Here is a 23452-nt window from a genome sequence, read left to right as displayed (position 1 = left end):
TTTCATCAATCTAAAAATGTAATATGACTATGAGATAACTCTTCTAACTTACCACCTGGAAACTCAATCAACGCATTTGAAATTTGAGAAGTGTCATCATCAACATCAACCACTTTAATTACCCAATGATGGAATTTACCTATTCTATGTCCAACTGAAACTGACCGCAACTCTTCGTTTTTCATGTGTATATTTGTATCGTTTATTTAAACTTAGATTCTTCTAACTGGTATCTATCCGCCAATTCATTCAATTTATGAACTATTGGAATAAATGTTTTAGATATTATTACAAACTTACCATTAAACCAAATTTTGAATGCATTATATCCTTCAAGTGTTTTGCCATAAGATATCTTAGCTTCAACCGTTTCGTATTGATCAATGAAGACAAAGGTTTTGCCATTTTTTAATTCTAACTCGGACATATTTTCTATCGTTTTATTGCGCATTGATAATTTTGGATTGATGTCTGTAAGCATATTATCGTTTATTAAAACTTTCGTAACAATAACAACTGACTTTTTTAGTTTTTACCAATCATCTTTTTGGGAAAGTTTGATAAGCTGGGATAAATTATCTTCTAATATAGGTAAGTCCTTGGACTTAAAGCGTTTTCTAAATTCACCATTTGCATTAAGGGCATATTTCTCAATGGCTTCTATACTTCCTTCGTCGAACACGCCTACACTGGTCTGACTTTTCAACACGTTTGGGGCATCAGTGTCTTTTGCAAACAAAAGGAGTTTTGAAATGTGTCCCATATTAGTTAATAGTTCTGTTGGCTAAAAGATAGCTCTTTTGGTATTTTAGCATTTGATTATGCGCTAGCTTTTTTGAAATGGTCTATAATAACTAAATATAAACCATTAATGCCTTATATTTCATTTATATATGTAATTGAATTATTGTATAATAACTATTTTGAATCATAGCCTGCTGGAAAAACCAAAAGCATACAGCCTAAAGGTGTGCCTAGCTCTAAACATGAAAAAAAATTGGCCGAAAATAAAAAATTACTTCAGGCCCTATATCTAGGCATACAGGATAAGGGAATAGAAAACAACGATACCAAATGAAGATAACCTATAGCACTAAAGATCTGGATGCGGTCGATGATTCAATGTTCATCAAACCTGCCATTCTCGAAAGTGAATTGGGTATGCCTCTGGAAAAACTTGACCCCAATACTTTTGAGCTCCTGACCTACTTTACCATTACCCAATGTATTAGATATGAAAAACACTGGAATGGATTTGAGGACATCCAATTATTGGGTGGAGTCAAGGACCATGGTATGGACTGTGTTTTTAAAAAGGACGGAAACAATACCGGGCTTATTCAGTGCAAACACAGTAGCATCAGCACCCCCTTTGGAAAAACAATGGCGGCCAAGGAAATTCTAAAGTTTTTGCTATACAGTATCAACAAACCGTCACTGATTCCGGACATGGATAATTTTACCTACTATCTATTCGCTTCTGCTGGTCTCCATCCCGATACTAAAATTCTACTTGAAGATTTCAATACCAAAATTACAACAGAGCCTTCCTTGAAGAAATGGGTAAATGATGTAATTGCCCAACACGCCTCCCTAAAAAACTTAATAGATTACAATAGAGTCAAGGAAAAACTTTATCCATTGCTTGAGAAAATTAAGCTGCGTAACCTACCTAGGGAAGACATTGAACTATTATTATCGTATTCCTATAACATCAACTTGCTAAAGAAGTTTTTTTCAGTTCGAAGTGTAATCGACGTAGCAGGCATGTCCGATTTATTGGATAAAAAGCTTCGTCCAACACTTTCTTATGAGGAAGCACATACCTTAGCATTATCGGCCTCCTCCGACCTGAACGATGTGCATGCGCATTTTGGCACCCAGTCCTCCACTCACTTGGACCGGCCAGAAACCCAACAGATCTTCAATTGGGTGTTATCCGATTTGCAACTCAAACAAAAAGGGCTAGCAGTACTTGAAGCTAATGCAGGGCTTGGGAAAACGGTTATCTTCCGGGATGTATGTCAATTGTTACTTAAAAATGATATTCCAGTTCTTGCCATTAAAGCAGATCGGTACTATGCGGAAAATCGAGTAAGCTTAGAGGAGAAATTGTTTCAAAAGAAGGACGTTGCCATCAAAGATGTAGTATCCGCCCTAAAAGAAAACCACCACAAAATAGTGGTACTTATCGATCAATTGGATGCCCTATCCCAAACCTTAAGCACCCATCGGGATTTCTTACTGACCTACAACCGGCTTATTTCGGATTTGGTGCGTATGCCGGGTGTACGTGTATTGATTAGTGTACGAACCTTTGACTTGAATTATGATGCCGATTTAAGTACATACAAATCCACCGTCTATAAGAACTTTGTCCTTGGTACCTTACCGAAGGATTCTGTGCGTAAAATCTTGGCGGAATACGACATCAAGAGTCCAAGTGACACCTTTTTGGATTTGTTGGGGACACCCAATCACTTAAACACTTTTTGTAAACTTTCAGCAACAGCTTCCGACCACACCGATCAGTTAAAGAGTCTTAACGACCTCCACAACGCACTTTGGAACGATCTTATGGTAATGGCCAATAAACGAAGCTTACAGCTAAAAAAACTATTGTATAGGGTTGCCCAAACCATGTACGAGCGGGAACGAATCACCGTCCCTAACCTCTTTAGGGATGAATTCAACAACGAACTTGACTTTTTGGGAAGTAAAGATATTCTCTTGGAGGATACCTCGGGGCTCCATTTCTTTCATCAAACCTTTTACGACTTTATTTTTGCCAAACAGTTCGTTGAACGTGGTGCATCCCTGATGTCTTATTTACAACAGCATGGCCAAAGCCTTTATGTACGGCCGGTCGTAAAGATGGTCGTCGAATATCTCCGCTTGTATAACCCGAAGCTTTATATCCATACCTTGAAGCAGATCGTTTCCAAATCCAAATATCGGTTTCATATCAAGTTATTGATGATCAATTCCCTAGGTTTGGTCGATACACCTTCGGACATGGAAAAAAAGTTTGTTTACAAAGTCATTTTGAGGAAATTGAACTATTTGGATGCCTTTTTATGTGCCGTTCGTTCTAGGGGCTGGATGATGTTTTTGATGGAAAGAAAGATACTGCATGATAATCTCTTTCCAAAACCAACACTTCAACATAGACTCAGAAAAATTGCTTGCTCACTAGTTAAAAACACTACTTTTTTGGGGACATATAAAATTATAGGTTTTGACCAAGAACGAGGCTTACGCAGGAATTTGGTTTTGCGGGTACTACAAAATAACCGATTGGAGAGCTTGGACCTTGTCATCGATTATTTGAATCAACAAAGCAACTACGAAGATTCGACCAATCTCGTCCAGAATGTACTCATACAAATAGACCACTGGGAAAACAAGAACTTACTTTCCTTGTTCGATCAATACTTTCCATATAGGGACGAGAACCAAAAACGGCAAGATAATTTTTGGTTCTATCAGATTTTAGGGAAAATTGCAGAGCATCACCTTGCCTACTGCATTACCAAGCTAACCCCAATTGTTTTAACCCTTTTTTCTGAAAAGAGTCTGAATCTCAACTTAGGGCATGATTTGGACAAAATCATCAAACAACTTAATGGGAGCTATCCAAAAGAAACCTTTATTTTTTTGTTTGAATTAATGAAAATTATTATTGAGGACCAAAAAGAGGATATAACGACGAAAACAATAGATACACCATTGTACAAAGCATTGTATTTTTCAGATATACAACTGGTAAGTAGTGTCGCCGATAATGCTGATGAAGTTTTGTTTGGACTCCTAAAAGAGCATCTTGAAAAGTTGGCTGCCACGGATCCGGAAAATGCACTTCAATTTTATGAGAAAAACAAAGATTCCAACGCCATACCCATCTTAAAACTCTGTGCCCTGCTACTTGCTGCCAATCCAAGCTATTTTCATTCCCAAACCTTTGCATTTATTACATTGCTGCACTCTAAAAATGGGTTTAACGATTGGGACAATCAGTTTCAATTTCTCCTCCGCAAGCTTTTAGGAGCCACTTTTCCCCACTTTTTAAACGTGCAACAGAAAGAAACAATAGCGATACTATTCTCTATAAAACACCCACATGAGTTAAGCGTATTTACCGACAACGAGAAGAAAAATCACATTGTCAATTCCATAGGTAAAAAACAGTATCTATTTATCCATGCCATTCCACAAAATCATCTCCGCAAGCATCCTAAACTTTGGAGGCGATATCAGGAACTCAAAAGAAAATTTAACGAGATGCCGGACCGACCTATGGATCAAAGCAGGATGATTTCTTATGGCGTAGGCGGACCTCTTCAATCCAGTGCTTATACCAGTATGAATCTTGAAAATTGGAAAAAAAGTATGCGCAAATATGGAGATGATTATGTCCGAAAACGCACTGAGGACCCCACCCGTGGCGGAAAATTACAGCATGCCCAAGCTTTTAAGGTTCAGGTGGAAAAAAAACCAGCGCATTTTTACCCCCTTGTTCAGGAACTTTTTGCTTCGTCGGTCTATTCACAGGACTATTTGGTGTATGGACTATGGGGCCTTATTGAAGGGAAATTCAACCCTCCAAAGATATACCAACTCTATAAAGACCTTATTAAAGAAGGGGTTTCGCAGGAACATATAATGCTGAGTATTTGGTTCAACCAATACTTCATACAACACCAATTGATAGATAAAGCTGCATTGGATTATTTAAGTGACTTGGTTTTTAGCCATCCCGATCGCAAGGGGATTTTAAATCCGGAAAATCTTCTGATAGAGAGTCTTAACTCTGTTCGTAGTGCCGCCCTCATCAAAATCATGCAAACCACCCATACTTCTGAATTCTCAATCTTCATTTTCGAAATAGTTGAAGAAGCGTTAAAAGACAATTACCCTTCCATCCAAGCAGCAATTTTAGGCAATGTGGCCCATCTGAACCATTTCGATATGGACCGTGCATTTTCTATTTTTAACACAGCCATAAACACCGAAAACCCAGAACTCCTAAAGTGTTCGTTTGTCTCGGCTAGTTATTTCCTACATAGTTTCTTTGAACGCATGAAACCTTATTTGACGCGGACGTTGGCCTTTGAAGAACTCCATAAGGATAGTGTGGTTCTTATTACCAAATCATGGATATTTGAGTTGGGAGCGGAAGATAGTACTGTAGTGCTTTTGAACAAAGCTTTTGAAAGCGGTGAAAATGCAATTTGCGCCATACTCGATACGGCAGAAGATTATCTTTTCGATAATGGGGAACTGAATGCAAAATGTAATCAGCTCCTGTTTCGTTGCCTATCTTACAAAGGTGATGAAATCGCAAGCCGATTCTCTGGGCTAATATTACGAAAATTTAAGCCGGAAAACTTTTACTCAATATATCCTTTTTTACAATCCTATGTAGAAACAATGCATCCTGAAAAAGAACCCCGTTATTTTATACAGTATATAATTAGTAGCGCCAGAGTGTTTCCAATCGAATGTCTTGAGTTAATGAAAAAATCCCTTCATTTAGGTCATGGGGATGTTCAAAAAAGAGGGTTTCTTGACAAAGAACCTGTTCAGGCAGCTTTAGCCATTTATAGTGCCCTTAATATGGATCCTAAACGCCATAGAGAGGCATTGGAGCAGACATTGGATATGTTTGACCAACTACTTCTGAATAATCGTATCCGAGGCCATGCCTCCGCTGCAATAGCCTTATTATAATTATAGTCAGATGACATTATTTATCTAGGAATATTTTTGGTTTGTTGTACATGCTGGCGTATAGAGGTGTTTTACACATTTTGGGATACATAAGACATAACAGGTCATATATCCTTTTGTCAGCATAAATAGCAAAACGCGACTAATCTACATATTGTTCTTAACGCTTCCCTGTTTTAGTAACTCTTTACAATTCGCCTTTTGATTATGGTTTCTGGATTACAGTTAAACTACCAAAAAAGTACTTCAAAAATCGGAACTCTTTACAAAATCCGCTTTTTGTAAAGAGTCTTATTTCTTCTTTTTTAAATGTTTCTTGCAAAGTGCAGTTTCCAGTTCTTGTTCAGTATCCCAGAAAACGATACCACAATCCCTACAATTCCTTCTTCCCTGAATAGCTAGATATTTGTAAAGAGTAGGTTTAGATTTAATACCTACCAATTTCATTATATCTATGATAGGTAATTTATTCTCTTGATAATATGAAGCTGCCAACATCGCTTTCTGCTTAGCTTCTTTACCTAAACCCTTTTTACGACCCAATTGTATACCTCTCCTGCGAGCACTTTTAAGACCAGAAGTAGTGCGCTCGATTATGATATCTCGTTCCAATTGAGCAACAGCTCCAAAAAGTGTAATTATAAATTTACCATGGGCAGATGTCGTGTCTATGAAGGGGTCATTAATGCTTTTGAATCTAACTCCTAGACTTTCAAACTGATCTACTAATTTTAATAAATGTGAAATACTCCTCGCTATTCGATCTAGTTTCCAAACAATAACTGTATCTCCTTCTCTTAGTTTAGAAATCATCAAATCCAGATCATGGCGCTCGGCCTTGGCCCCAGAAGAAACATCTCGATAGATATTCCGCTCAGAAACTCCTTCTTTCAAAAGGGCATCAATCTGTAAATTGGGATTTTGGGTTTTAGTACTTACCCTTACGTAACCAAATAGAATAATGGTATAATTATACCTCTAAAATTAAACTAGAAAACTATACCGAAAAAATGAACTTACTAGGAGTTATTAACCAAGAAAAATAAAAGTTTAATAAAACGGTCGAATAAGCAAACATGTTACATATAGAGTAGTTTAAGGAATTATCTACAAAAGCTAGATTCAATTTACAAATTTATGCAGGCAGCTACTGTTTATTGCTGATTTCGGTTTATTGTAAATGAACAATTTAAAAAGTTTGAAAAGTCGTCGACCTTTGCTTACTATTCTTTTGGTAATTTAAGCCCCTTACACACCTCATTTAACAATTCACTAGGCTCTACATCGATTGCCAAAGCGATCAAATAAAGTTCATCCACGCGAAGTTTGGTAGATTCATTAGAACTTAATTGGGAAAGCCTTGCTTGGCTAATACCTGTGCGTCTTGAGACCATAGCTCGATTTACCGATTTCTTGGTTAAAAACAATCCTAATGAGGTCATATATCTTTTGAAATTGATTACATAAATATACTTTTCTTAATGAACACTTTAGAATTTCTATAATTTTGTTTGGATTTTTAATAGATTATCTATAGATTTGAATAGAAATTCTAAAGAATTATTAATAAATCTAACACATTTGACATTATGGGCCATGTAAGGAGTGAATCAGGACAAAACATAATTGATACACAATACGGAAATTACTTTGAAAATCAAGAACCATTTAAAGGATCCCATTTTGTTAAAGAGGGTACTTCTCAAGTGGAAAGACCGGGATTGGAGGAAATAAACTTCCTGGATAAAATTAGGGAATTAACCATGGAACATTTCCATACTTTGAAACGCTACCCCTCCAAAAAAGAACTCTATACCGTTAATCTTATAACAGAGGGTTACCTGGAAACTTCCTTTATGATTTCCAGTTTATTAAAGGTATGCATCACAGCATTGGATGCGGAACGTACCCCAAATAGAGTTGTTCCAGAACCCGACCAGAACATTAAAGAAGTTCTTGGATATGTACTTAATATGATACCCTATGAAGAAATGGAATTCCTTGATAAAATACGGCATGCGATACCGGATGAGGAGAAACACGGTTAACAGTTAAAAAAAAGTCCATGAAAACAAACAAGAAAAAACTCAAGTCCCTGAACGAGATTCATAAACTGCACCAAAATCTTATGAGCCTTTTAAAGCAGCAACCAGATAGTCCAACAAATTGCTACAAGGTTTCCTTTGAAGTTAAAGACAACAACGATCTGATGTTGAACATTGGTAGCCTACTCGAGGTATGTGTGTTTGCATTGGACGGCAACGGAATGCTCTTGTCTCCAAACAATCAAAATGTTGCCAAACATGACAGCGTGTGCAGGGTATTGGAATTGGTCCTAAATATGCTACCACATAGTCAAATGGATTTTATGGACTATGTGACCGAAAAGCTGAGCGGTTTAGAAAATGTCAAAACAAAATCATCTAAATAATCGAGAACTATGAACGCAAACGAAGAAAATTTGATCCATCGCTTAAGGTACCATGCCTTGGACCACCACCCTACCCTAAAGCCCCACTCCTTCTTTAAAAACAAGTTTGAGGTCAGTCTCTTTTACGTAGACAATCATGCAGACTTAGTTTTGACAGTTCGTGCCCTACTTTACTTGGCCATGAAGGCAATCGACCCTGAATTATGTGATGATATAAATAATGGATTCGAAAAGGAATATATTCGTCAGTCACTGACCATTGCCAATAGGTTATTACCACAAGGGGAAGAGGCACTATTGGATGACCTAAACCTTTTTTATAGGGAAGAGAATTTAAGGGAGGGATTGACATAATATTAAAACAAATGACCATGGGAACAAAAAAGAAAGATTTAAAAAGGTTGAAGGAATCGGCAAAACGCAAATTAACCACTTTACAGAACTCTGATATACACAAGAATAAATTTAAGCCATCCTTCCTGCAGTTTGATGGATACATGGATCTTTTTAGCACCATAGAATCCCTGATTAACGTTTGCGTTTTGGCCAGCCATGTGGAAGGGGATTTTAACGATCCCGGATTGGATATTCGAAAAACACTCGAATTAGCAAATCAACTCCTGCCTTATGATGAGGGAGAATTTTTGGATGAAGTCCATGCGTTATTGGTACAGATACCTTAAATCGAATATCCATTCGCACTGCATAATATCATTCAACAATCCATTCCATAAAAGGAATCGCGGCCAAATAAATCCAAATTACATTCAAGAGGAAAGTCTTTTTCTTGCGTTTTGAATTACTGAATTATGATTCTTTACACGACCGGCCTCACTACCCTTCCTACTACACTCCAAAGCTTGTTTTATTCCCAAAGCTTTGGACACCTCATTCACTTCAATTAAATGCACCCTTTTATATTTAATTTCTAAGATATTATTATCCATATTTCAGAAGGTCTTTCTATTCAACAAGATGATTAAAATATATCTGCTATCGCAGCAAATTTAAAAAAATAATGCCCGATATTTTATAACAATTATGACCTCATGTCGGTTTAGTGTACAACATTATACTCAAATAAAATCGCATAATTGTAATCGGAATAACTCTCCGAATTCCTTTTCAAATGAATTTGACGCAAATTTTTGTCATTTTACAGAGGTTCACAGGCCATTTGACGCAAATTTTAGAACCTCAAGAAGTGCATTCGTTTCAATAGAAATATGCATACCGATACAGCTTTACTGAAACCTGGGACTTAACCATGGTCTTAAAGGAGAGCCAGGCTAAGAGAAAAAAAAGGTATCAAGAAAAATGTCCGTTGACTTTAAAATATTTGATTGCATTGATCACTGGGGTCATATTATATCAATGTTTATAGGCATTAAAATACGTTTTGAACCAATTGACTAAAATTTATTAGTCTTTTCATAGTCAGGTCCTTTAAGATTAGAAAATATTAATAGGATATAATTTACAGTAAAAACATCAATAATTATAGGGGTTTCGAGCGGATTTACATTAAAAATAGGACAGTGCCCCAAATTTGACATGTAAATTTAGTTCTGAAAATCAGCACTTTATGAACCGTAACACCGCCCTGGCGTGTTACCCTCTTGCTTTACAATTTAAACTCACCCAGGTTCGTTTCAAAACGTAAACGCCCAAAAGGAAGGCCTACATTTCATAATAGATCAAAAACAAAACTATCATATTTTTTCCCCTATCGTTCCTTACTAAATATTCACTTTTTCGATACCCCCTCCCTATCGATTTAGGCTTATAGAGGATTTATAAAAGGAGCGAAGAACGAGCCCGGTTATGCAATCCGATTAAGACGAAATCGGACAACTTTGGTATCGGGAAAAAGAAGCGAAGAATCGCTTTTTCAATCTTGGAATAGGTTTATGATTTGAAAAAACCATCATTTTATTTGAGATCTTTTGCTTGATTTTGACGAGCACACAAATAACATAACTAAATCTAGGACAACTAGTGGGACAACTACTGGACAAGCGGTGGACAAGTAGTGGACAAGTAGTGGACAAGTAGTGGTACATATATATAAACTATATAAAACATAAATAAACAAAATAAAACTTATATAAAGGGGGCGTTTTTTCTCAAAAACGCCCATTGACCATCCAAGTTTAATTTCACTTTAAAAATTATACTTAAACATGGTCTTATTTTGAATTTTAAGCATGATTTTAGCGCATTTTACATAAGGAGAATAGTAGAAGATCATCTCATCAAAATTTAAGCCAATAGAAGTCTTAAAAATACACAAACATCTGATTAACAACACTTTAATTTCATTTGTTATCATATACTGTCATTTGGTATCTTTTAAAATTTTATACTAAATATGCTATTGAAAAAAAAAAAAAATGACCCCGGCAAAAACCAAAGCGGACTTAAGCCGTTTTCTTTTTCAAAAACGGCTTGTGTCCAAGACTTTTTTTTCGATGCGCTTTGACCGGAATAAAATGGAGGGCAATGGGCGGAGGTTATACTTAATCTCAGTTTATGAATTGTGAATCAGTCTCTTGTAAAATATATACCAATTCATAGAATCTATACACAAGTCTTCTGCTATGTAAAGAAAAATCGATTTTCTATACATAAAAAATTATCTTTGTATAGAAAACTTAAAAAACTATACATAATGGCCCAAGAGAAAGGTTTTGATTTAGCTGAGTTGCCATTGCCTTTTGACATAGAAAGTAAAGCGGTTCTGAAAAGTCTGCCTGCAGCACATGCTGCTTTGGCAGAGCTTAAAGGCCTAGCGTCAACCATCCCAAATCAATCTATCTTAATAAACACCTTGGGGCTTCAAGAGGCAAAGGATAGTTCTGCCATAGAAAATATTATCACCACACATGATGATCTTTATAAATCCGAATTAAATTTGGATGCTTTCAAGTCCATTGATGCTAAAGAAGTACAGAACTACATCGAAGCCCTAAAACATGGTTTTACTTTGATTTCCCAAAAAGGTGTATTAAATAATAGGATCATCCTGGAAATACAAGAAGTATTAGAAAAGAACAATGCTGGGTTTCGAAAATTACCTGGCACCGAACTAAAAAACAGTACAACGGGCGAAACCGTTTATACTCCTCCTCAAGATTCAAATGACATCCAAAGGCTTATGAAGAACCTTGAACAATTTATAAATGATAACGATTTAAGCAACTACGACCCATTGGTAAAAATGGCCATCATACATTTTCAGTTCGAAAGTATCCATCCATTCTATGATGGCAATGGTAGAACCGGAAGAATAATGAATATACTTTATCTTATTCTCAACAATTTACAAAGATTACCTATTCTATATTTAAGCAGTTATATCATTAAACACAAACCTGATTACTATAGATTACTACAAGAAGTAAGGGTAACGAACAATTGGGAAGAGTGGCTATTGTTTATGATTAAGGGGGTAGAAGAAACATCCAAAGACACAATAACCTTAATTGTAAAAATCAAAGACTTAATGTCTGAATATAAAAATAAATTACGCTCCAATTACAAATTTTATAGCCAGGACTTATTGAACAACTTATTTAAACACCCTTACACCAAAATAGAGTTCGTTGTAGAAGACCTGAGTGTCACAAGATTAACAGCGGCCAATTATCTCAACAAATTAACTAAAGATGGATTATTACAAAAGAAAAGAATTGGAACAGCGAACTACTATATCAATCGACCACTTTTTGATTTATTGACACAACGTTAAGTTAAACTGGTTATTGCTCACTGTTACCGCCCAACCTTGGCTAACAAGTTGATCATTGGCAAGATTTACACTGTTTCTACTAATTTATGGTAATTCGGACAATTGTAAAGAAACGAGTATTTGAAGTCCTATTTAAAACTAAAAGTCACCTATTCGGTGAGCATAAAAAAACGACTCCCTAAAAACCCCTGTATACAAGGTATTCCAGCTGCAGGTTCTGGTCCCTCCGGCTCCACTTCAAAAACCACCTACGGGTGGTTTTTTGCGTTATGCCTACGGGATTCGAAAGCCAACACGCCCGCTCGCTCCTGCGCTAAAAATGTCCACTGGACATTTTCTTAACACTTGGACGTCTCCGGCTCCACTGAAATGATATCATTTCACACCAAAAACCCTGTAATCCTATGATTTACAGGGTTTTTTGGTTTTATTCCATATCGTTTAAAACCAAATAATATCAAATAAAAAGTCACCTATTCGGGGGGGCATGTAAAACCGACTCTTAAAAACGCATTTATTAAGTATTCCCGCGGTAGGTACTGGAACCGTCCTAAATAGATTGGCCAATACTTACTTTTTAGGTATTTTTGCCAAGTAAACTGTATTCGTCAAAATGTCCTCACCTAACAGACTTCATATAAATCTATTTATTCTAATTTATCTCAATGAAATAGTTCCCCTTTCTGCTGAACTAAAATCATTTTTGACCAACAAAATAAAGAGAACGGTTTACGCTAAAAATGAAATCATTAATAAAGAAGGGGAAATTTGCAATAAACTGTATGTTATAAAAAAAGGATTGGTCAGGGGATATTGCGTTAGCGATACTATTGATGTTACAACCTGGATTAGTTTTGATAGTGAAATATTCACTTCAATAACAGGATTTTTTAAAAATGAACCCGCCAGGGAAAATATCCAATGTCTAGAAGTCACACATTGCGAATATTTGGAATACCAGGATTATCAATACTGTTTGAAGAACTTTCCGGAAATGCGGGAAATTAACCGGATCATGCTGGTGGAATACTATATTCATGCCGAGAACAGAGCTTTTATGACCAGGATTCCCAGCGCTCAGAAACGGCTAGCCTATTTCTTTAAAAATACTGACCCAAAAATGGCCCAAAGGATTCCCAAAAAATATTTGGCTTCCTTTCTGGCAATGCGTCCAGAAACACTTTCCAGGCTATTCAACGAATAGGCCGAAAACTACAATAGTACCCATTTACTTTTGAAACCAATACGTATTGTCCAAGTTCCCTTCCGTTTCATATTAATGGACCTTATTCCCGCCACTGTTCCCCCTAAAATAATTTATCCTTTATGAAGGCGCCCCACCTTAGGGCCATTGGATGACCAGCCTTAATATGTAATATTTTTCTTGTTGCTTATATTTTTAGTGACAAAAAAACACCCCTATAAAGACGATACAACTTTATCTACATAGACTTTTTTGCCAAAAACCATCTTGCCCTCCGGTGTAGGAAAAAAATCAAAAAAAACCGACAAAATGCATTTTTATCAGCTCATTTACTTAAAACTGTAGGAAAATTGACATATATCAAGACGAATGAAGATTGGAAATACTAGAAACATTCTCGCCCCGTTAAGCTGTAAACAAAAACCTATATGAAGAAAAATACTACAAACAAAAACTTGCCAAATTACAACCCTACAAAACCATTTTTTAAAATTAAAAACCCCCAAATTAAGTCCATCACAGGGCTCCTTTTTTCATGATTGGAGCAACCAATATTGTTGGTACAGGATGGTAATTTAATCTTGATAAAGGATTCCACAACAATATCATGTTCATAGTGCCTTTTCAAGATTTAGGACGCTGCCTTCAAACCACAACAGGTAGTGCCTGTCTACTTTAATTTTCAATATGAAGATATCAGAAGGTGTGAAATTCAATTGGAAAAACAATAAATATAAACGTATGAAAAAAATAACTCTACTAGTGTTAATGATATTCTGCTTAGGCTATCAAAGCGCATTAAGCCAAATAACCTGTACAACTGAAAAAGGCTATAATGATTTTCCTTTTACTGAAAATGAATTGACAATAACCGCTTCAGGAACCGGCGGATACCAAAATTACGCCAGTAGTTTGGAAATCTGTGGGGTCACAACTAAACCAAACAGTGTCTATATTGGTTCAAGCGCAAGCACATTCACCAATACCTTTTCATCTCCTGTAAACAATATGGTTTATAATATGGTTGCTGGAAACACTGGTGAAATTGTTACTATTACTACTGATACCGGTGGATCATTAACTATAACACATGAAAACGGAGATTGCCCCGAAGCTACTATTATCAATGGTAATGTAATTTCAGTTGATGGTCTTCAAGGGGCTCGATTAAAGGTACATTCAACCAATAATTTCTCCACTATTACATTCTCACACAATGGAGGTGGAGGAGGATTATTAATGACAATGTGTTTTGATGCTGTATTTGCATCATTGGGACCAACAGTAACAACTACAGCAATGTCTGGCATTACTTCTACCACAGCTGTAAGTGGCGGAAATATAACTGATGATGGAGGACAGGCTATTATTGAAAGGGGAATTTGTTGGAACACTTCAGGATCACCAACAATAACCGATTCAAAAACTTCCAATGGTACAGGAACGGGATCTTTTAGCAGCAATTTAACCGGATTAAACAGTAGCTCCACCTATTATGTACGTGCATATGCCACAAACTCCATAGGAACAGGTTACGGTGATGAAGTTTCCTTTACAACCACCTCCAATGATACACCCTCAGGCTCCACCATAGCAAACCAATTTGAGTGTATTAATGGTTCCGCCTCTGGATTAGTTCTAACTATTACGGATAACTTACCTGGAGATAATACGTTTATAGTTACCGCAGCCTCATCAAACACAAGTGTGGTAGATAATACAGATATTGTAATTACAGGTACAGGTAATACCCGCTCTTTGACAATTACGCCCCTTTTGGATGCAGCGGGAACAAGTACTATTACGGTCTCAATAGAGGACAGTTTAGGTGAAATAGGGACACAAACTTTTGATGTCTCCTTTAATGATCTTATTGCCCCATCATTGACCACTGTTGCGGATATAGACCAAGATTTGGATGCCGAGTGTAATTTTACTATTCCAGATTATACGGGCTTAACAACGGCCGCAGATAATTGTGGAACAGTTACAGTTACCCAATCTCCGATATCGGGTACTGTAATTAGCGATCACGGAACGGCACAGACCATTACACTTACTGCTGAGGATGGAAACGGGAATACCAATACGACCACCTTTGAGGTAACATTAGCGGACGTAACTCCCCCATCGTTGACCGCCGTAGAGGATACTTTTGAAGATTTGGATGCCTCTTGTAATTTTACCGTTCCAGATTACACGGGCTTAACAACGGCCGCAGATAATTGTGGAGCAGTAACGGTTACCCAATCCCCGATATCCGGTACTGTAATTAGCGATCACGGAACGGCACAGACCATTACACTTACTGCTGAGGATGGAAACGGGAATACCAATACGACCACCTTTGAGGTAACATTAGCGGACGTAACTCCCCCATCGTTAACTGCCGTGGAGGATACCTTTGAAGATTTGGATGCCTCTTGTAATTTTACCGTTCCAGATTACACGGGCTTAACAACGGCCGCGGACAATTGTGGAACAGTAACAATTACCCAGTCCCCGATATCCGGCACTGTACTTAGCGGTCACGCAACAGCACAGACCATTACACTTGCTGCTGAGGATGGAAATGGAAATACAAATACGACCACCTTTAATATCACCTTGATGGATGTGACCCCCCCAACGGCAATTGCGCAAGACATTACTGTACAATTAGATGCCAATGGGGTGGCTGCAATTACCCCTACTCAAATAAATAATAATTCAACGGATAACTGCGGAATTACGAGTATAAGTTTAGATACTACAAACTTTACTTGTGAAAATATTGGAGAAAATACGGTTACCTTAACAACAACCGATGCCAACGGAAATGAAGCACACGCAACAGCCGTAGTCATCGTCGAGGATAACATTGCACCAATAGTCGTTGTTAAAGACTTGACCATTAATTTGGATGAAACCGGTTTAATCAGTATCGCTGCAGAAGAATTCATAGATGAAAGTTATGATAATTGTAGTATCTCCAGCCTAGTTATGGACCGTACAAATTTTGACTGTGCCAACATAGGACAATACACCCTTACTTTAACGGCTACGGACAGCAGTGGCAACACTACTATTGAAACTGCTCAACTAACCCTGACAGGAACTGATACTGATGGAGATTCAATAGCCGATTCTTGTGATACCGATGATGATGACGATGGGATACCGGATGCGGAGGATTACTTTCCAATCAACGCCAAGCCCACACTAATACCAGCCCAGGCCTTTACACCAAATGGTGATGGGATCAATGATTACTGGATAATACCGGGAATTGAGAATTACGCCAATGCACTTATTAAGGTTTATAACCGATGGGGACATGAAGTATTTGCCAGCAAGGGCTATAAGAACGATTGGAACGCCACATATAGGTCCAACAGCAACAAACTACCGTCGGGATCATATATGTATACAATTGATCTGGGCAATGGTACTGCACCTATACAGGGCTGGTTGTTCATTAATTATTAAACCCAATCGTTAACCAATTAAAATTCAATACTGAAATGAAACTTAAAACTATATATTTCGTCTTAACCACCTTACTGGCCTTTGGCGCATTAACGGCCCAGCAAGACCCCAATTTTACCTTCTACCGATATAATATGAACCTCATTAATCCTGCTTTTGCGGGATCTAATGGGGTAACCGATATTGGAGTGGGCATCAGAAGCCAGTGGGCAAGTGTAGAAGGCAGCCCGGAAACCCAGACCGTTTTCTTTGGAACTCCAATTGGGAAGAATCTAGGAGTGGGAATCTCTATCATCAATGATAGAACCTTCATTGAAAACCAAACTTCGGTAGCGTTGGATTTCTCCTATCATTTGCAACTGAATGAAAATACACATCTATTTTTGGGAATAAAAGCGGGGTTAAACTCCTATAAGGTCAATACGGATGGACTTATAACCTATAGCATTCAATCAGACCCAAGCTTAACGAATATCAGCGGTAGTTTTACCCCCAATATAGGCAGTGGTGCCTATTTAAAAGGAAAATCATTTTTTGCCTCTCTTTCAGTTCCCAGAATACTCACTCCAAACCGTTTGGACAATGACAATGGAATTGCAAAACAAGGAGAAGATAAGATACATGTATATGCTACGGCAGGTTACGACATACCTTTAAACAATAACATTACCTTCAAGCCTTCCATATTAGCGCGGTATGTAAATGCCTCCCCCCTTTCAATGGACTTCACCGCAGCCTTTATGCTCGGGGAAAAAATAGAGCCAGGAGTGGCATATCGTATGGATGAAGGGTTTGGCGGTTTCTTTATTTTTAAAGCCAGCAATAGTCTACAATTGGGATATGCATATGAAACCGCTACAGAGAATACCATTGCCAATTTGAGCAATGGCACCCATGAATTACTCTTAAAACTAAAATTATAGATAAATAAAGCACATTTTTTTTTAAAAGTATTATAGGGTGGGGTACCATAAATTAGGTATCCCACCTTTTATATTTTAGCCTTTTATATTAGTAATAAGAACCCTAAGATATAAACAGATCATAGCCCGCCGATTACTGCAATGTCGTAATTAATCGAATATTAAGGAACGATCAAGGAGTAAACCGATCCCTTTCAGTTTATTTAGGTTAAATTTCCGCTATCTTTAAACGCACATGCCATAATGAATTCCCCCAATATGAAGTTAAGCACCTTTACCAAAAAGGCAAGAGATAACTCTAAATTAACGCTCATTTTTGTCCACGGCAATTCACAAAGCCCAGCGATTTGGCAACACCAGCTCAATGCAACCGAACTGCGGCATTTTAACCTGGTTACCATAGTTTTACCAGGGCATGGTCAATCTCCAAGAATGAAGAACTATTCCATCACAAAAATTACAGGGATGTTGGTGGAAAAAATCAATAAGGAACAAGACTATATTTTAGTAGGGCATTCCTTGGGAGGGCATTTCTGCATTGAAGCTTTACCAAAACTAAATAACTGCCTTGGCCTTTTGTTGTGTGGCACCCCGCCGTTAAAAAAACCATTGAATATAGATGAGGCCTTTAACAATGACGAACGTATGGCTTTATTGTTCCAAGCTAATTTGAACAATGGGGAACTTGACGATTTGGCAAATTTCATAAGTTCTGCTGAAGACAACACCCTTATCAAGTCCTTGATAAGACAATCCGATGGCAAATTCAGAAATGATTTGGGTATAGCCGTAGGTAAAGGAGAGCTTTTGGATGAAGTGGACATCTTAACCATGACAAAACTTCCAATTGCTTTTGTACTAGGTGAGCTAGATGGTCTTATAAACAAATCATACATGGAAAATATAGTAATGGATATTGACAAAAACATCAGGATACACAGTGTGTCAAAATCAGGCCATTCTCCCCATTTTGAAAATCCAGCTGCATTTAACAAAATTCTTTTTGAATTCGCAAATAGTCTTCAACAATCATGAAAGATCGTATAGAGATGCAGGCCTTCAGAGAGGGTATTCGAGATATTGTCAAAAATTATAAATATATACCTAAAGATTATTCAATTTTTGAAAAATTCCCCTTAAACAACAAACAGTGTTTGTATGTGGCACATTGGGCCGATAGAGGAATGATCTACGAAAAAAATTTGGAAAGTTTAACTGGCTATACGTTGGCCGAATTCAATGCTGAAGATTTAGTGGCCTACACCCATCCTGACGATAGGGATATCGTTAAAAAAATCACAAAAGGCGTTGTGGAACATGTAACAAAGATTCCAACTTCGAACGAAGAGGCTCATCTATTTCTGTCTTTTCGGTTCCTAAAGAAGGATGGAAACTATTGTAAAATATTAAGGCAATCCTCAGCTTTTGAACGTGATGTGAAAGGTAGAATGGTAAGTAATTTTTCGTTGTTGACCGACATCTCATTTTTGGAAACCAGCGACAGGGTAGAATGGAATTTTCAAGCCAATGAACTTGACCTAAAGAAGTTCAAAAAAGTAGTTTACCAATTATATAAGGACTTTTATACCAAGAGGGAAAAAGAAGTCATTAGGATGTTGGATAAGGATTTCACTTCAGAACAAATTGCTCAAAATCTGCATATAAGTAAACATACGGTTCAAACACATCGGAAAAACATCTTAAAAAAGGCTAAATCACATTCTATTGATGATGTACTCCTGTTTTGTAAGAAAAATGGTATTCTGGAATAGGGCAAACTCCCATTGACCCACTAAATATACCCTGGAGTGGGTATTTTTTTGTGTACGTACATGGTCTATCTTGCTGGCCAAGTTACCTTCTCTGTATTATGAAAAAGCTGTGCGCCATTCTTGTTATTTTTGGCATTATCTTTTCTTGTATTCCTGATACGGGAATTGATGATAGGCTTGATGATCAAGAAAACTCCTTAAAAAACATACTAATCTTTGAAACGGGAAACTCCCAATTCCCCTTTGCTTTTGTACATAAGAATAATGCACGTCTATATGTCCGCGATTTGGACGAAGATGGTGATTATGATGGTTTTTTCTACAAAGACGGTGCTTATGAAGAGTATATTGTGCTTGATGAACAAACTGGATTACCTAAATCCAAAAGGAACAATGAGGGACTCACGGTCCTCTATAATTTTAAAGAGAACAACGAAGTTGTAGACATGGCCCTAGAGCTAAATGGTGCGACATCTTTTGTTACCAACCTTACAGTTTCTTCCACTGATGATTTTATTACAAATAAGAGAGAGGTAATAAAAAAGACTACAACAGAGGAAATTCGCGATATTGCCTCCAATATTGAACTGGTGGTGGACGTTGTTGGTTGTGCCGAAGGTTTAGCTATGTTCGCTGTAGGCTCGGTAGGTTCAGTAGGCACAGGGGCCATTCCTTTGGGATTGCTTGCTGCCTTCAAATGCTCTCCAATGGTCTTTGAACTATCCCAGAGCCTACTTGAGGCAACTGATACAGAAATAGGCCAAGCAATGGCCCTGGATTTGGAAAAAGTAAATGGGTTTATCGATGCATTAACCTGCCCTACCGGTATTATTGGCTGTACTGCCTTCGTGGTGGCCGAGGCGGCAGGCCTTCAGGCAAAACTGGAGGAACTGCAACGTATATCTGCAGAATTACAAAAGGACTTGGAAGAATTTCAAAGCCGTTCAGCCGAAGTAACCATTCTTGGAAACTTGAATTTTGGCGAAGTAGACATCAATGACACCAAAACCGAAGTATTAAATATTTTCAATAGGGGTACCGACCCAATAACCATTACCGCTATATCCGTAAATAGCAATGCGCAATATTTTCAAATAAACACTCCCTTGCCCTTCACCCTGGGGGCCGCTGGGAGCGAAACGTTTAGCAAGGAAATTAAAGTTGCATTTGCTCCAAAAAATGCTGCCGGATCCTTCAATACCTTCTTGAAAATCAGCAATGACAAATACGACCCTTTTGATACCAAGGCCATTACCGCCATTGCCACCAATGAAGATGGTGCAAAGATAAAATTTAGCGGCTCTTTAAATTATAATGGGGTTGCAATGAACCAACCGCACTCCGAATTTTTTGATATTGAGAACCCCAATCTAAATGATAATCTGGTAGTTAACGCCATAAGTTTTGAAGGTCTCCCTACGGATAAGTTCAGTATCAATGGTTGGAGCAAAGGAACCATTGCTCCCGGAAAAAAACAGGAAGTAGAGGTAGTATTTGAACCTACCGATGATAAGGAATACAATGGGTTTGTTGTAGTAGATAACACACTTGACGACACTAACAATAAATGGCCAGTTTTTGGGAAAGGAAAAAAATTGGAAATCCGTTTATCCGGGGATTTGGATTTTGGGCACGTAGCTGTTGGTGAAAGCGAGACCCTCCCTGTGGAAATTGAGAACCCTAACCTAAATGATCCGATAACGGTTACCGATATTGAAATGTTGGAGGGCTTCTCTGTAGACTGGAAAGCTGGCAGTATTCCTCCCTTTAGTAAAAAGACGGTCAACGTAACCTTCACTCCTAAGGAAGAAAAAGAATATGCTTCTTCATTTATTGTGGTAAATGATGTAGACCAAGAAAATAATAGAATATCCCTAAAAGGCAATGCGGAAAACTATCTTTCGGGGGTTTGGAAATTACAGCTTATAAATAGCTCTAATGACCAAATTATAATGAACGAACTAATTACTTTCAATACGGAAGAGAATAAAATTAATTTGGAATTGGAAGGTGGGAGCACTTATATTGAAAACAGTTATCATTTTAAAAATGGATTGAATATTAATTTAATTGTTGAAAGTAACATTTCAGACGCCTGTGCGGACGATGTTGACTCACCTCCCCTTCAATCGACCCAACAGATCTCATTAAACATTCATACCGCAAGGATCCAATTCTTCCCTTATGTACGTTCAGGAGAGTATTCCATGATTATAAAAATGACACCGAGTGTTCCCTGTATATCGGATTACCCTAATACAGTAGGTCGTGTATCCTTGGTTCGTCAATAATTTTCTCAAGGTTTATTACAACTCAGCATAGGAGCGCTTTATGTAATAATTATTTTTTTTACATTCCAATGATTGGTCAAAATAACATCTTTATTTCGATTAACGGCTTCCCAGTTCCTTTGGAATTAATAGAAAGTGTGTGGGCAAACCTCCCCGTCACAGCCCTGCCCAAACGACAAAGGCAGGCAAGTGTCGGAGCATTCAAATCGGGATTACCGAGTAAGAAATACGGTTAATAAATAAACTGTACAATCCTATTCTCCCTTTATCCAGTATTGGCGTAAAAATACCCACTAGTAGGTATTTCCCAATACTTTTTAAGACATTATATTTGTCAAGGGAATGCTAAGGTCTACTGATAAACTTTAACTTTCCTATAATTTATTCTCCCCCCAAAATTTTTACCCAATTACCAATGTGGAATTTACATCCTTCCGATAGCCCAAGGATTGTACATTCGGTTCATCTGGATTTAGTCATTCTTGTTTATGGAACAAAAAACCAAACCAAAAACAGCTGTTACTAAACCATACCAAATGAAGAATATTTACTTCCTGTTTTCCATTCTTTTTTCTTCCTCTTTAGTTTGTCAATCTTACACCGGGTATATTACGGACAACTTTAATGGAATCCATGGAGTTACCTCCAATCCCGCCAACATCGCTGATTCCAGGGTGCAAATTGATGTTAATTTCATCTCGTTTAGCACAGTCGTGGCCAATGACTATGTAGGTTTTTCATTTGATAATGTAACCCAATTGGCAGATGGGGCAGATTTTACGGATTTGAACACCTTTGCCAGTTCCCACAACGAGGTTCTTGCCAATTTAGAGGTTATGGGGCCTTCCTTTATGTTTAACCTTAGCGAAAAACACAGTGTAGGTATACTGACCAGGGCTAGATTGGTAAACAATTACAACAACATTAACGGTGAATTCCTGGAAAGTATTTTGGATGGTTTCCCTACTGAGGATTATAGCGTTGACCAGGATAACCTGGATGGCACTACCCATGGTTGGGGAGAAATAGGTCTTGCATATGGCAGGGTTATATTTGACGACTTTTACAATCACTATTTAAAAGGAGGAATAACCTTAAAGTATCTATTGGGCGGTGGGATAGCCCAAGGATCGTCCAATAATTTATCCGGAAGTTATACCGCAGCGGACAATCAAATAAATTTTAATGGGGACTTTTCATATCTCATGAGTTATGACGAAGATCAAGATCCGAAAGACTATATTAAAAATTATTCGCCCGGTTATGGAATGGATCTAGGCGTGGTGTATGAATATAGAACACCTTCATCCATGGCCTCAAATACACGTGATAATCAAAGGGCCATAAATAAGTATAGGGTTAAAATAGGTATGTCATTACAGGATTTGGGAGCTATCACCTATAAAGATGTTGAGTTTACCAAATACGACATCAATGGAACGGTAGATGCGGATGAGGTAGAGGATGACTTTGTTGATGCGTTAGACAACAATTTCTCCAGTACAAGTACCTTGGGAGATGTTAGAATTGCTTTACCAACCTCCTTAAGACTCAATATAGATTATAAGCTCTTACCCCTGGTTTACGCCAATTTGGATATAACACAAACGGTGGTAAAGAAGAATGCACCCTACAATAACAATCGACTTAACTTAATTACGTTTACCCCGCGATTCGAGACCAGAATAATTAGTGCATATCTGCCCATAAGTTATAGCCCATTGGGTAAAACGGCCATTGGTGCAGGATTAAAACTGGGCCCTCTTATTGTGGGCTCGGGAAGTTTATTATCAAACCTAATTTCGGATAGTCCACAAATGGTCAATGTTTATTTTGGATTTAAGATACCAATTAGTCATAGGAGGTGATAAAAAAAGAATGA

Annotated in this window: 19 protein-coding genes; 13 read left to right on the top strand and 6 right to left on the bottom strand. The window is 37.6% G+C overall.

Translation table 11 applies throughout. The features are described from left to right. Positions 1–5: 5 nt before the first annotated feature. Genes QSE00_RS21610 through QSE00_RS21600 form a run of 3 tightly spaced genes read right to left on the bottom strand, consistent with a single transcriptional unit; the run spans position 6 to position 763 of the window. Positions 6–185 carry a hypothetical protein gene (locus QSE00_RS21610; protein WP_286107478.1) on the bottom strand — a complete coding sequence of 60 codons (180 nt, stop codon included), beginning with the start codon at positions 183–185 and terminating at the stop codon, positions 6–8. Positions 186–202: 17 nt separating this feature from the next. Continuing rightward, positions 203–481 carry a hypothetical protein gene (locus QSE00_RS21605; protein ID WP_286107477.1) on the bottom strand — a complete coding sequence of 93 codons (279 nt, stop codon included), beginning with the start codon at positions 479–481 and terminating at the stop codon, positions 203–205. A 51-nt stretch (positions 482–532) separates the two neighbouring features. Further along, a complete protein-coding gene (locus QSE00_RS21600; RefSeq protein ID WP_286107476.1) occupies positions 533–763 on the bottom strand; it encodes a hypothetical protein in 231 nt (76 codons plus the stop codon). Between the two features lie 311 nt (positions 764–1074). On the opposite strand from QSE00_RS21600, the gene QSE00_RS21595 reads away from it, so the two are divergent. Beyond that, a complete protein-coding gene (locus QSE00_RS21595; RefSeq protein ID WP_286107475.1) occupies positions 1075–5730 on the top strand; it encodes an ATP-binding protein in 4656 nt (1551 codons plus the stop codon). A gap of 291 nt (positions 5731–6021) precedes the next feature. Here QSE00_RS21595 and QSE00_RS21590 read toward each other — a convergent pair whose 3' ends face one another. Beyond that, positions 6022–6690: a recombinase family protein gene (locus QSE00_RS21590; protein ID WP_286107488.1), complete on the bottom strand. Its 669-nt coding sequence runs from the start codon at positions 6688–6690 to the stop codon at positions 6022–6024. A 263-nt stretch (positions 6691–6953) separates the two neighbouring features. Further along, positions 6954–7172: a helix-turn-helix domain-containing protein gene (locus tag QSE00_RS21585; RefSeq protein ID WP_286107474.1), complete on the bottom strand. Its 219-nt coding sequence runs from the start codon at positions 7170–7172 to the stop codon at positions 6954–6956. Positions 7173–7319: 147 nt separating this feature from the next. Between QSE00_RS21585 and QSE00_RS21580 the strand changes: the two genes are divergently transcribed. Genes QSE00_RS21580 through QSE00_RS21565 form a run of 4 tightly spaced genes read left to right on the top strand, consistent with a single transcriptional unit; the run spans position 7320 to position 8844 of the window. Further along, the gene (locus QSE00_RS21580; RefSeq protein WP_286107473.1) at positions 7320–7778 is read left to right on the top strand and encodes a hypothetical protein; all 459 of its coding nucleotides are present in this window, start codon (positions 7320–7322) and stop codon (positions 7776–7778) included. A 17-nt stretch (positions 7779–7795) separates the two neighbouring features. Then, positions 7796–8161: a hypothetical protein gene (locus tag QSE00_RS21575; protein ID WP_286107472.1), complete on the top strand. Its 366-nt coding sequence runs from the start codon at positions 7796–7798 to the stop codon at positions 8159–8161. Positions 8162–8170: 9 nt separating this feature from the next. Further along, a complete protein-coding gene (locus QSE00_RS21570) occupies positions 8171–8515 on the top strand; it encodes a hypothetical protein (RefSeq protein WP_286107471.1) in 345 nt (114 codons plus the stop codon). A 17-nt stretch (positions 8516–8532) separates the two neighbouring features. Beyond that, positions 8533–8844, top strand: coding sequence for a hypothetical protein (locus QSE00_RS21565; RefSeq protein WP_286107470.1), 312 nt, complete (start codon positions 8533–8535; stop codon positions 8842–8844). Positions 8845–8928: 84 nt separating this feature from the next. Here the strand turns inward: QSE00_RS21565 and QSE00_RS21560 are convergent, their stop codons facing one another. Further along, positions 8929–9108 carry a hypothetical protein gene (locus QSE00_RS21560; RefSeq protein ID WP_286107469.1) on the bottom strand — a complete coding sequence of 60 codons (180 nt, stop codon included), beginning with the start codon at positions 9106–9108 and terminating at the stop codon, positions 8929–8931. Positions 9109–10832: 1724 nt separating this feature from the next. On the opposite strand from QSE00_RS21560, the gene QSE00_RS21555 reads away from it, so the two are divergent. The 8 genes from QSE00_RS21555 (at position 10833) to QSE00_RS21520 (ending at position 23438) form a co-directional block, all read left to right on the top strand. Beyond that, positions 10833–11912, top strand: a complete 1080-nt coding sequence (locus tag QSE00_RS21555; RefSeq protein WP_246899243.1) for a Fic family protein — start codon at positions 10833–10835, stop codon at positions 11910–11912. Positions 11913–12525: 613 nt separating this feature from the next. After that, positions 12526–13116: a Crp/Fnr family transcriptional regulator gene (locus tag QSE00_RS21550; protein WP_110355683.1), complete on the top strand. Its 591-nt coding sequence runs from the start codon at positions 12526–12528 to the stop codon at positions 13114–13116. A 741-nt stretch (positions 13117–13857) separates the two neighbouring features. After that, positions 13858–16584 carry a gliding motility-associated C-terminal domain-containing protein gene (locus tag QSE00_RS21545; protein WP_286107468.1) on the top strand — a complete coding sequence of 909 codons (2727 nt, stop codon included), beginning with the start codon at positions 13858–13860 and terminating at the stop codon, positions 16582–16584. A gap of 35 nt (positions 16585–16619) precedes the next feature. Further along, the gene (locus QSE00_RS21540; RefSeq protein WP_286107467.1) at positions 16620–17507 is read left to right on the top strand and encodes a PorP/SprF family type IX secretion system membrane protein; all 888 of its coding nucleotides are present in this window, start codon (positions 16620–16622) and stop codon (positions 17505–17507) included. A 258-nt stretch (positions 17508–17765) separates the two neighbouring features. Continuing rightward, the gene (locus QSE00_RS21535) at positions 17766–18542 is read left to right on the top strand and encodes an alpha/beta fold hydrolase (protein WP_286107466.1); all 777 of its coding nucleotides are present in this window, start codon (positions 17766–17768) and stop codon (positions 18540–18542) included. Next, a complete protein-coding gene (locus QSE00_RS21530) occupies positions 18539–19279 on the top strand; it encodes a LuxR C-terminal-related transcriptional regulator (protein WP_286107465.1) in 741 nt (246 codons plus the stop codon). The genes QSE00_RS21535 and QSE00_RS21530 overlap by 4 nt, the downstream gene beginning before the upstream one ends. Positions 19280–19377: 98 nt before the next feature. Next, on the top strand, positions 19378–21570 hold the full coding sequence (locus QSE00_RS21525; RefSeq protein ID WP_286107464.1) for a choice-of-anchor D domain-containing protein: 2193 nt from the start codon (positions 19378–19380) through the stop codon (positions 21568–21570). A gap of 536 nt (positions 21571–22106) precedes the next feature. After that, on the top strand, positions 22107–23438 hold the full coding sequence (locus tag QSE00_RS21520) for a DUF5723 family protein (RefSeq protein ID WP_286107463.1): 1332 nt from the start codon (positions 22107–22109) through the stop codon (positions 23436–23438). The last annotated feature ends 14 nt before the right edge of the window (positions 23439–23452 follow it).

The sequence above is a fragment of the Arenibacter flavimaris genome (assembly GCF_030291335.1).
Taxonomy (GTDB): domain Bacteria; phylum Bacteroidota; class Bacteroidia; order Flavobacteriales; family Flavobacteriaceae; genus Arenibacter.
Note: the sequence above shows the minus strand (reverse complement) of the source record. Positions and strands in the feature narration are given on the sequence as shown.

What these genes read in the sequence shown, in the direction of transcription:
- QSE00_RS21580 (WP_286107473.1), top strand. Translation starts at nt 7,320, where the DNA reads ATGGGCCATGTAAGGAGTGAATCAGGACAAAACATAATTGATACACAA.
- QSE00_RS21610 (WP_286107478.1), bottom strand. Translation starts at nt 185, where the DNA reads ATGAAAAACGAAGAGTTGCGGTCAGTTTCAGTTGGACATAGAATAGGT.
- QSE00_RS21605 (WP_286107477.1), bottom strand. Translation starts at nt 481, where the DNA reads ATGCTTACAGACATCAATCCAAAATTATCAATGCGCAATAAAACGATA.
- QSE00_RS21575 (WP_286107472.1), top strand. Translation starts at nt 7,796, where the DNA reads ATGAAAACAAACAAGAAAAAACTCAAGTCCCTGAACGAGATTCATAAA.
- QSE00_RS21565 (WP_286107470.1), top strand. Translation starts at nt 8,533, where the DNA reads ATGGGAACAAAAAAGAAAGATTTAAAAAGGTTGAAGGAATCGGCAAAA.
- QSE00_RS21525 (WP_286107464.1), top strand. Translation starts at nt 19,378, where the DNA reads ATGAAAAAGCTGTGCGCCATTCTTGTTATTTTTGGCATTATCTTTTCT.
- QSE00_RS21550 (WP_110355683.1), top strand. Translation starts at nt 12,526, where the DNA reads ATGTCCTCACCTAACAGACTTCATATAAATCTATTTATTCTAATTTAT.
- QSE00_RS21560 (WP_286107469.1), bottom strand. Translation starts at nt 9,108, where the DNA reads ATGGATAATAATATCTTAGAAATTAAATATAAAAGGGTGCATTTAATT.
- QSE00_RS21530 (WP_286107465.1), top strand. Translation starts at nt 18,539, where the DNA reads ATGAAAGATCGTATAGAGATGCAGGCCTTCAGAGAGGGTATTCGAGAT.
- QSE00_RS21535 (WP_286107466.1), top strand. Translation starts at nt 17,766, where the DNA reads ATGAAGTTAAGCACCTTTACCAAAAAGGCAAGAGATAACTCTAAATTA.
- QSE00_RS21600 (WP_286107476.1), bottom strand. Translation starts at nt 763, where the DNA reads ATGGGACACATTTCAAAACTCCTTTTGTTTGCAAAAGACACTGATGCC.
- QSE00_RS21570 (WP_286107471.1), top strand. Translation starts at nt 8,171, where the DNA reads ATGAACGCAAACGAAGAAAATTTGATCCATCGCTTAAGGTACCATGCC.
- QSE00_RS21585 (WP_286107474.1), bottom strand. Translation starts at nt 7,172, where the DNA reads ATGACCTCATTAGGATTGTTTTTAACCAAGAAATCGGTAAATCGAGCT.
- QSE00_RS21555 (WP_246899243.1), top strand. Translation starts at nt 10,833, where the DNA reads ATGGCCCAAGAGAAAGGTTTTGATTTAGCTGAGTTGCCATTGCCTTTT.
- QSE00_RS21595 (WP_286107475.1), top strand. Translation starts at nt 1,075, where the DNA reads ATGAAGATAACCTATAGCACTAAAGATCTGGATGCGGTCGATGATTCA.
- QSE00_RS21540 (WP_286107467.1), top strand. Translation starts at nt 16,620, where the DNA reads ATGAAACTTAAAACTATATATTTCGTCTTAACCACCTTACTGGCCTTT.
- QSE00_RS21520 (WP_286107463.1), top strand. Translation starts at nt 22,107, where the DNA reads ATGAAGAATATTTACTTCCTGTTTTCCATTCTTTTTTCTTCCTCTTTA.
- QSE00_RS21545 (WP_286107468.1), top strand. Translation starts at nt 13,858, where the DNA reads ATGAAAAAAATAACTCTACTAGTGTTAATGATATTCTGCTTAGGCTAT.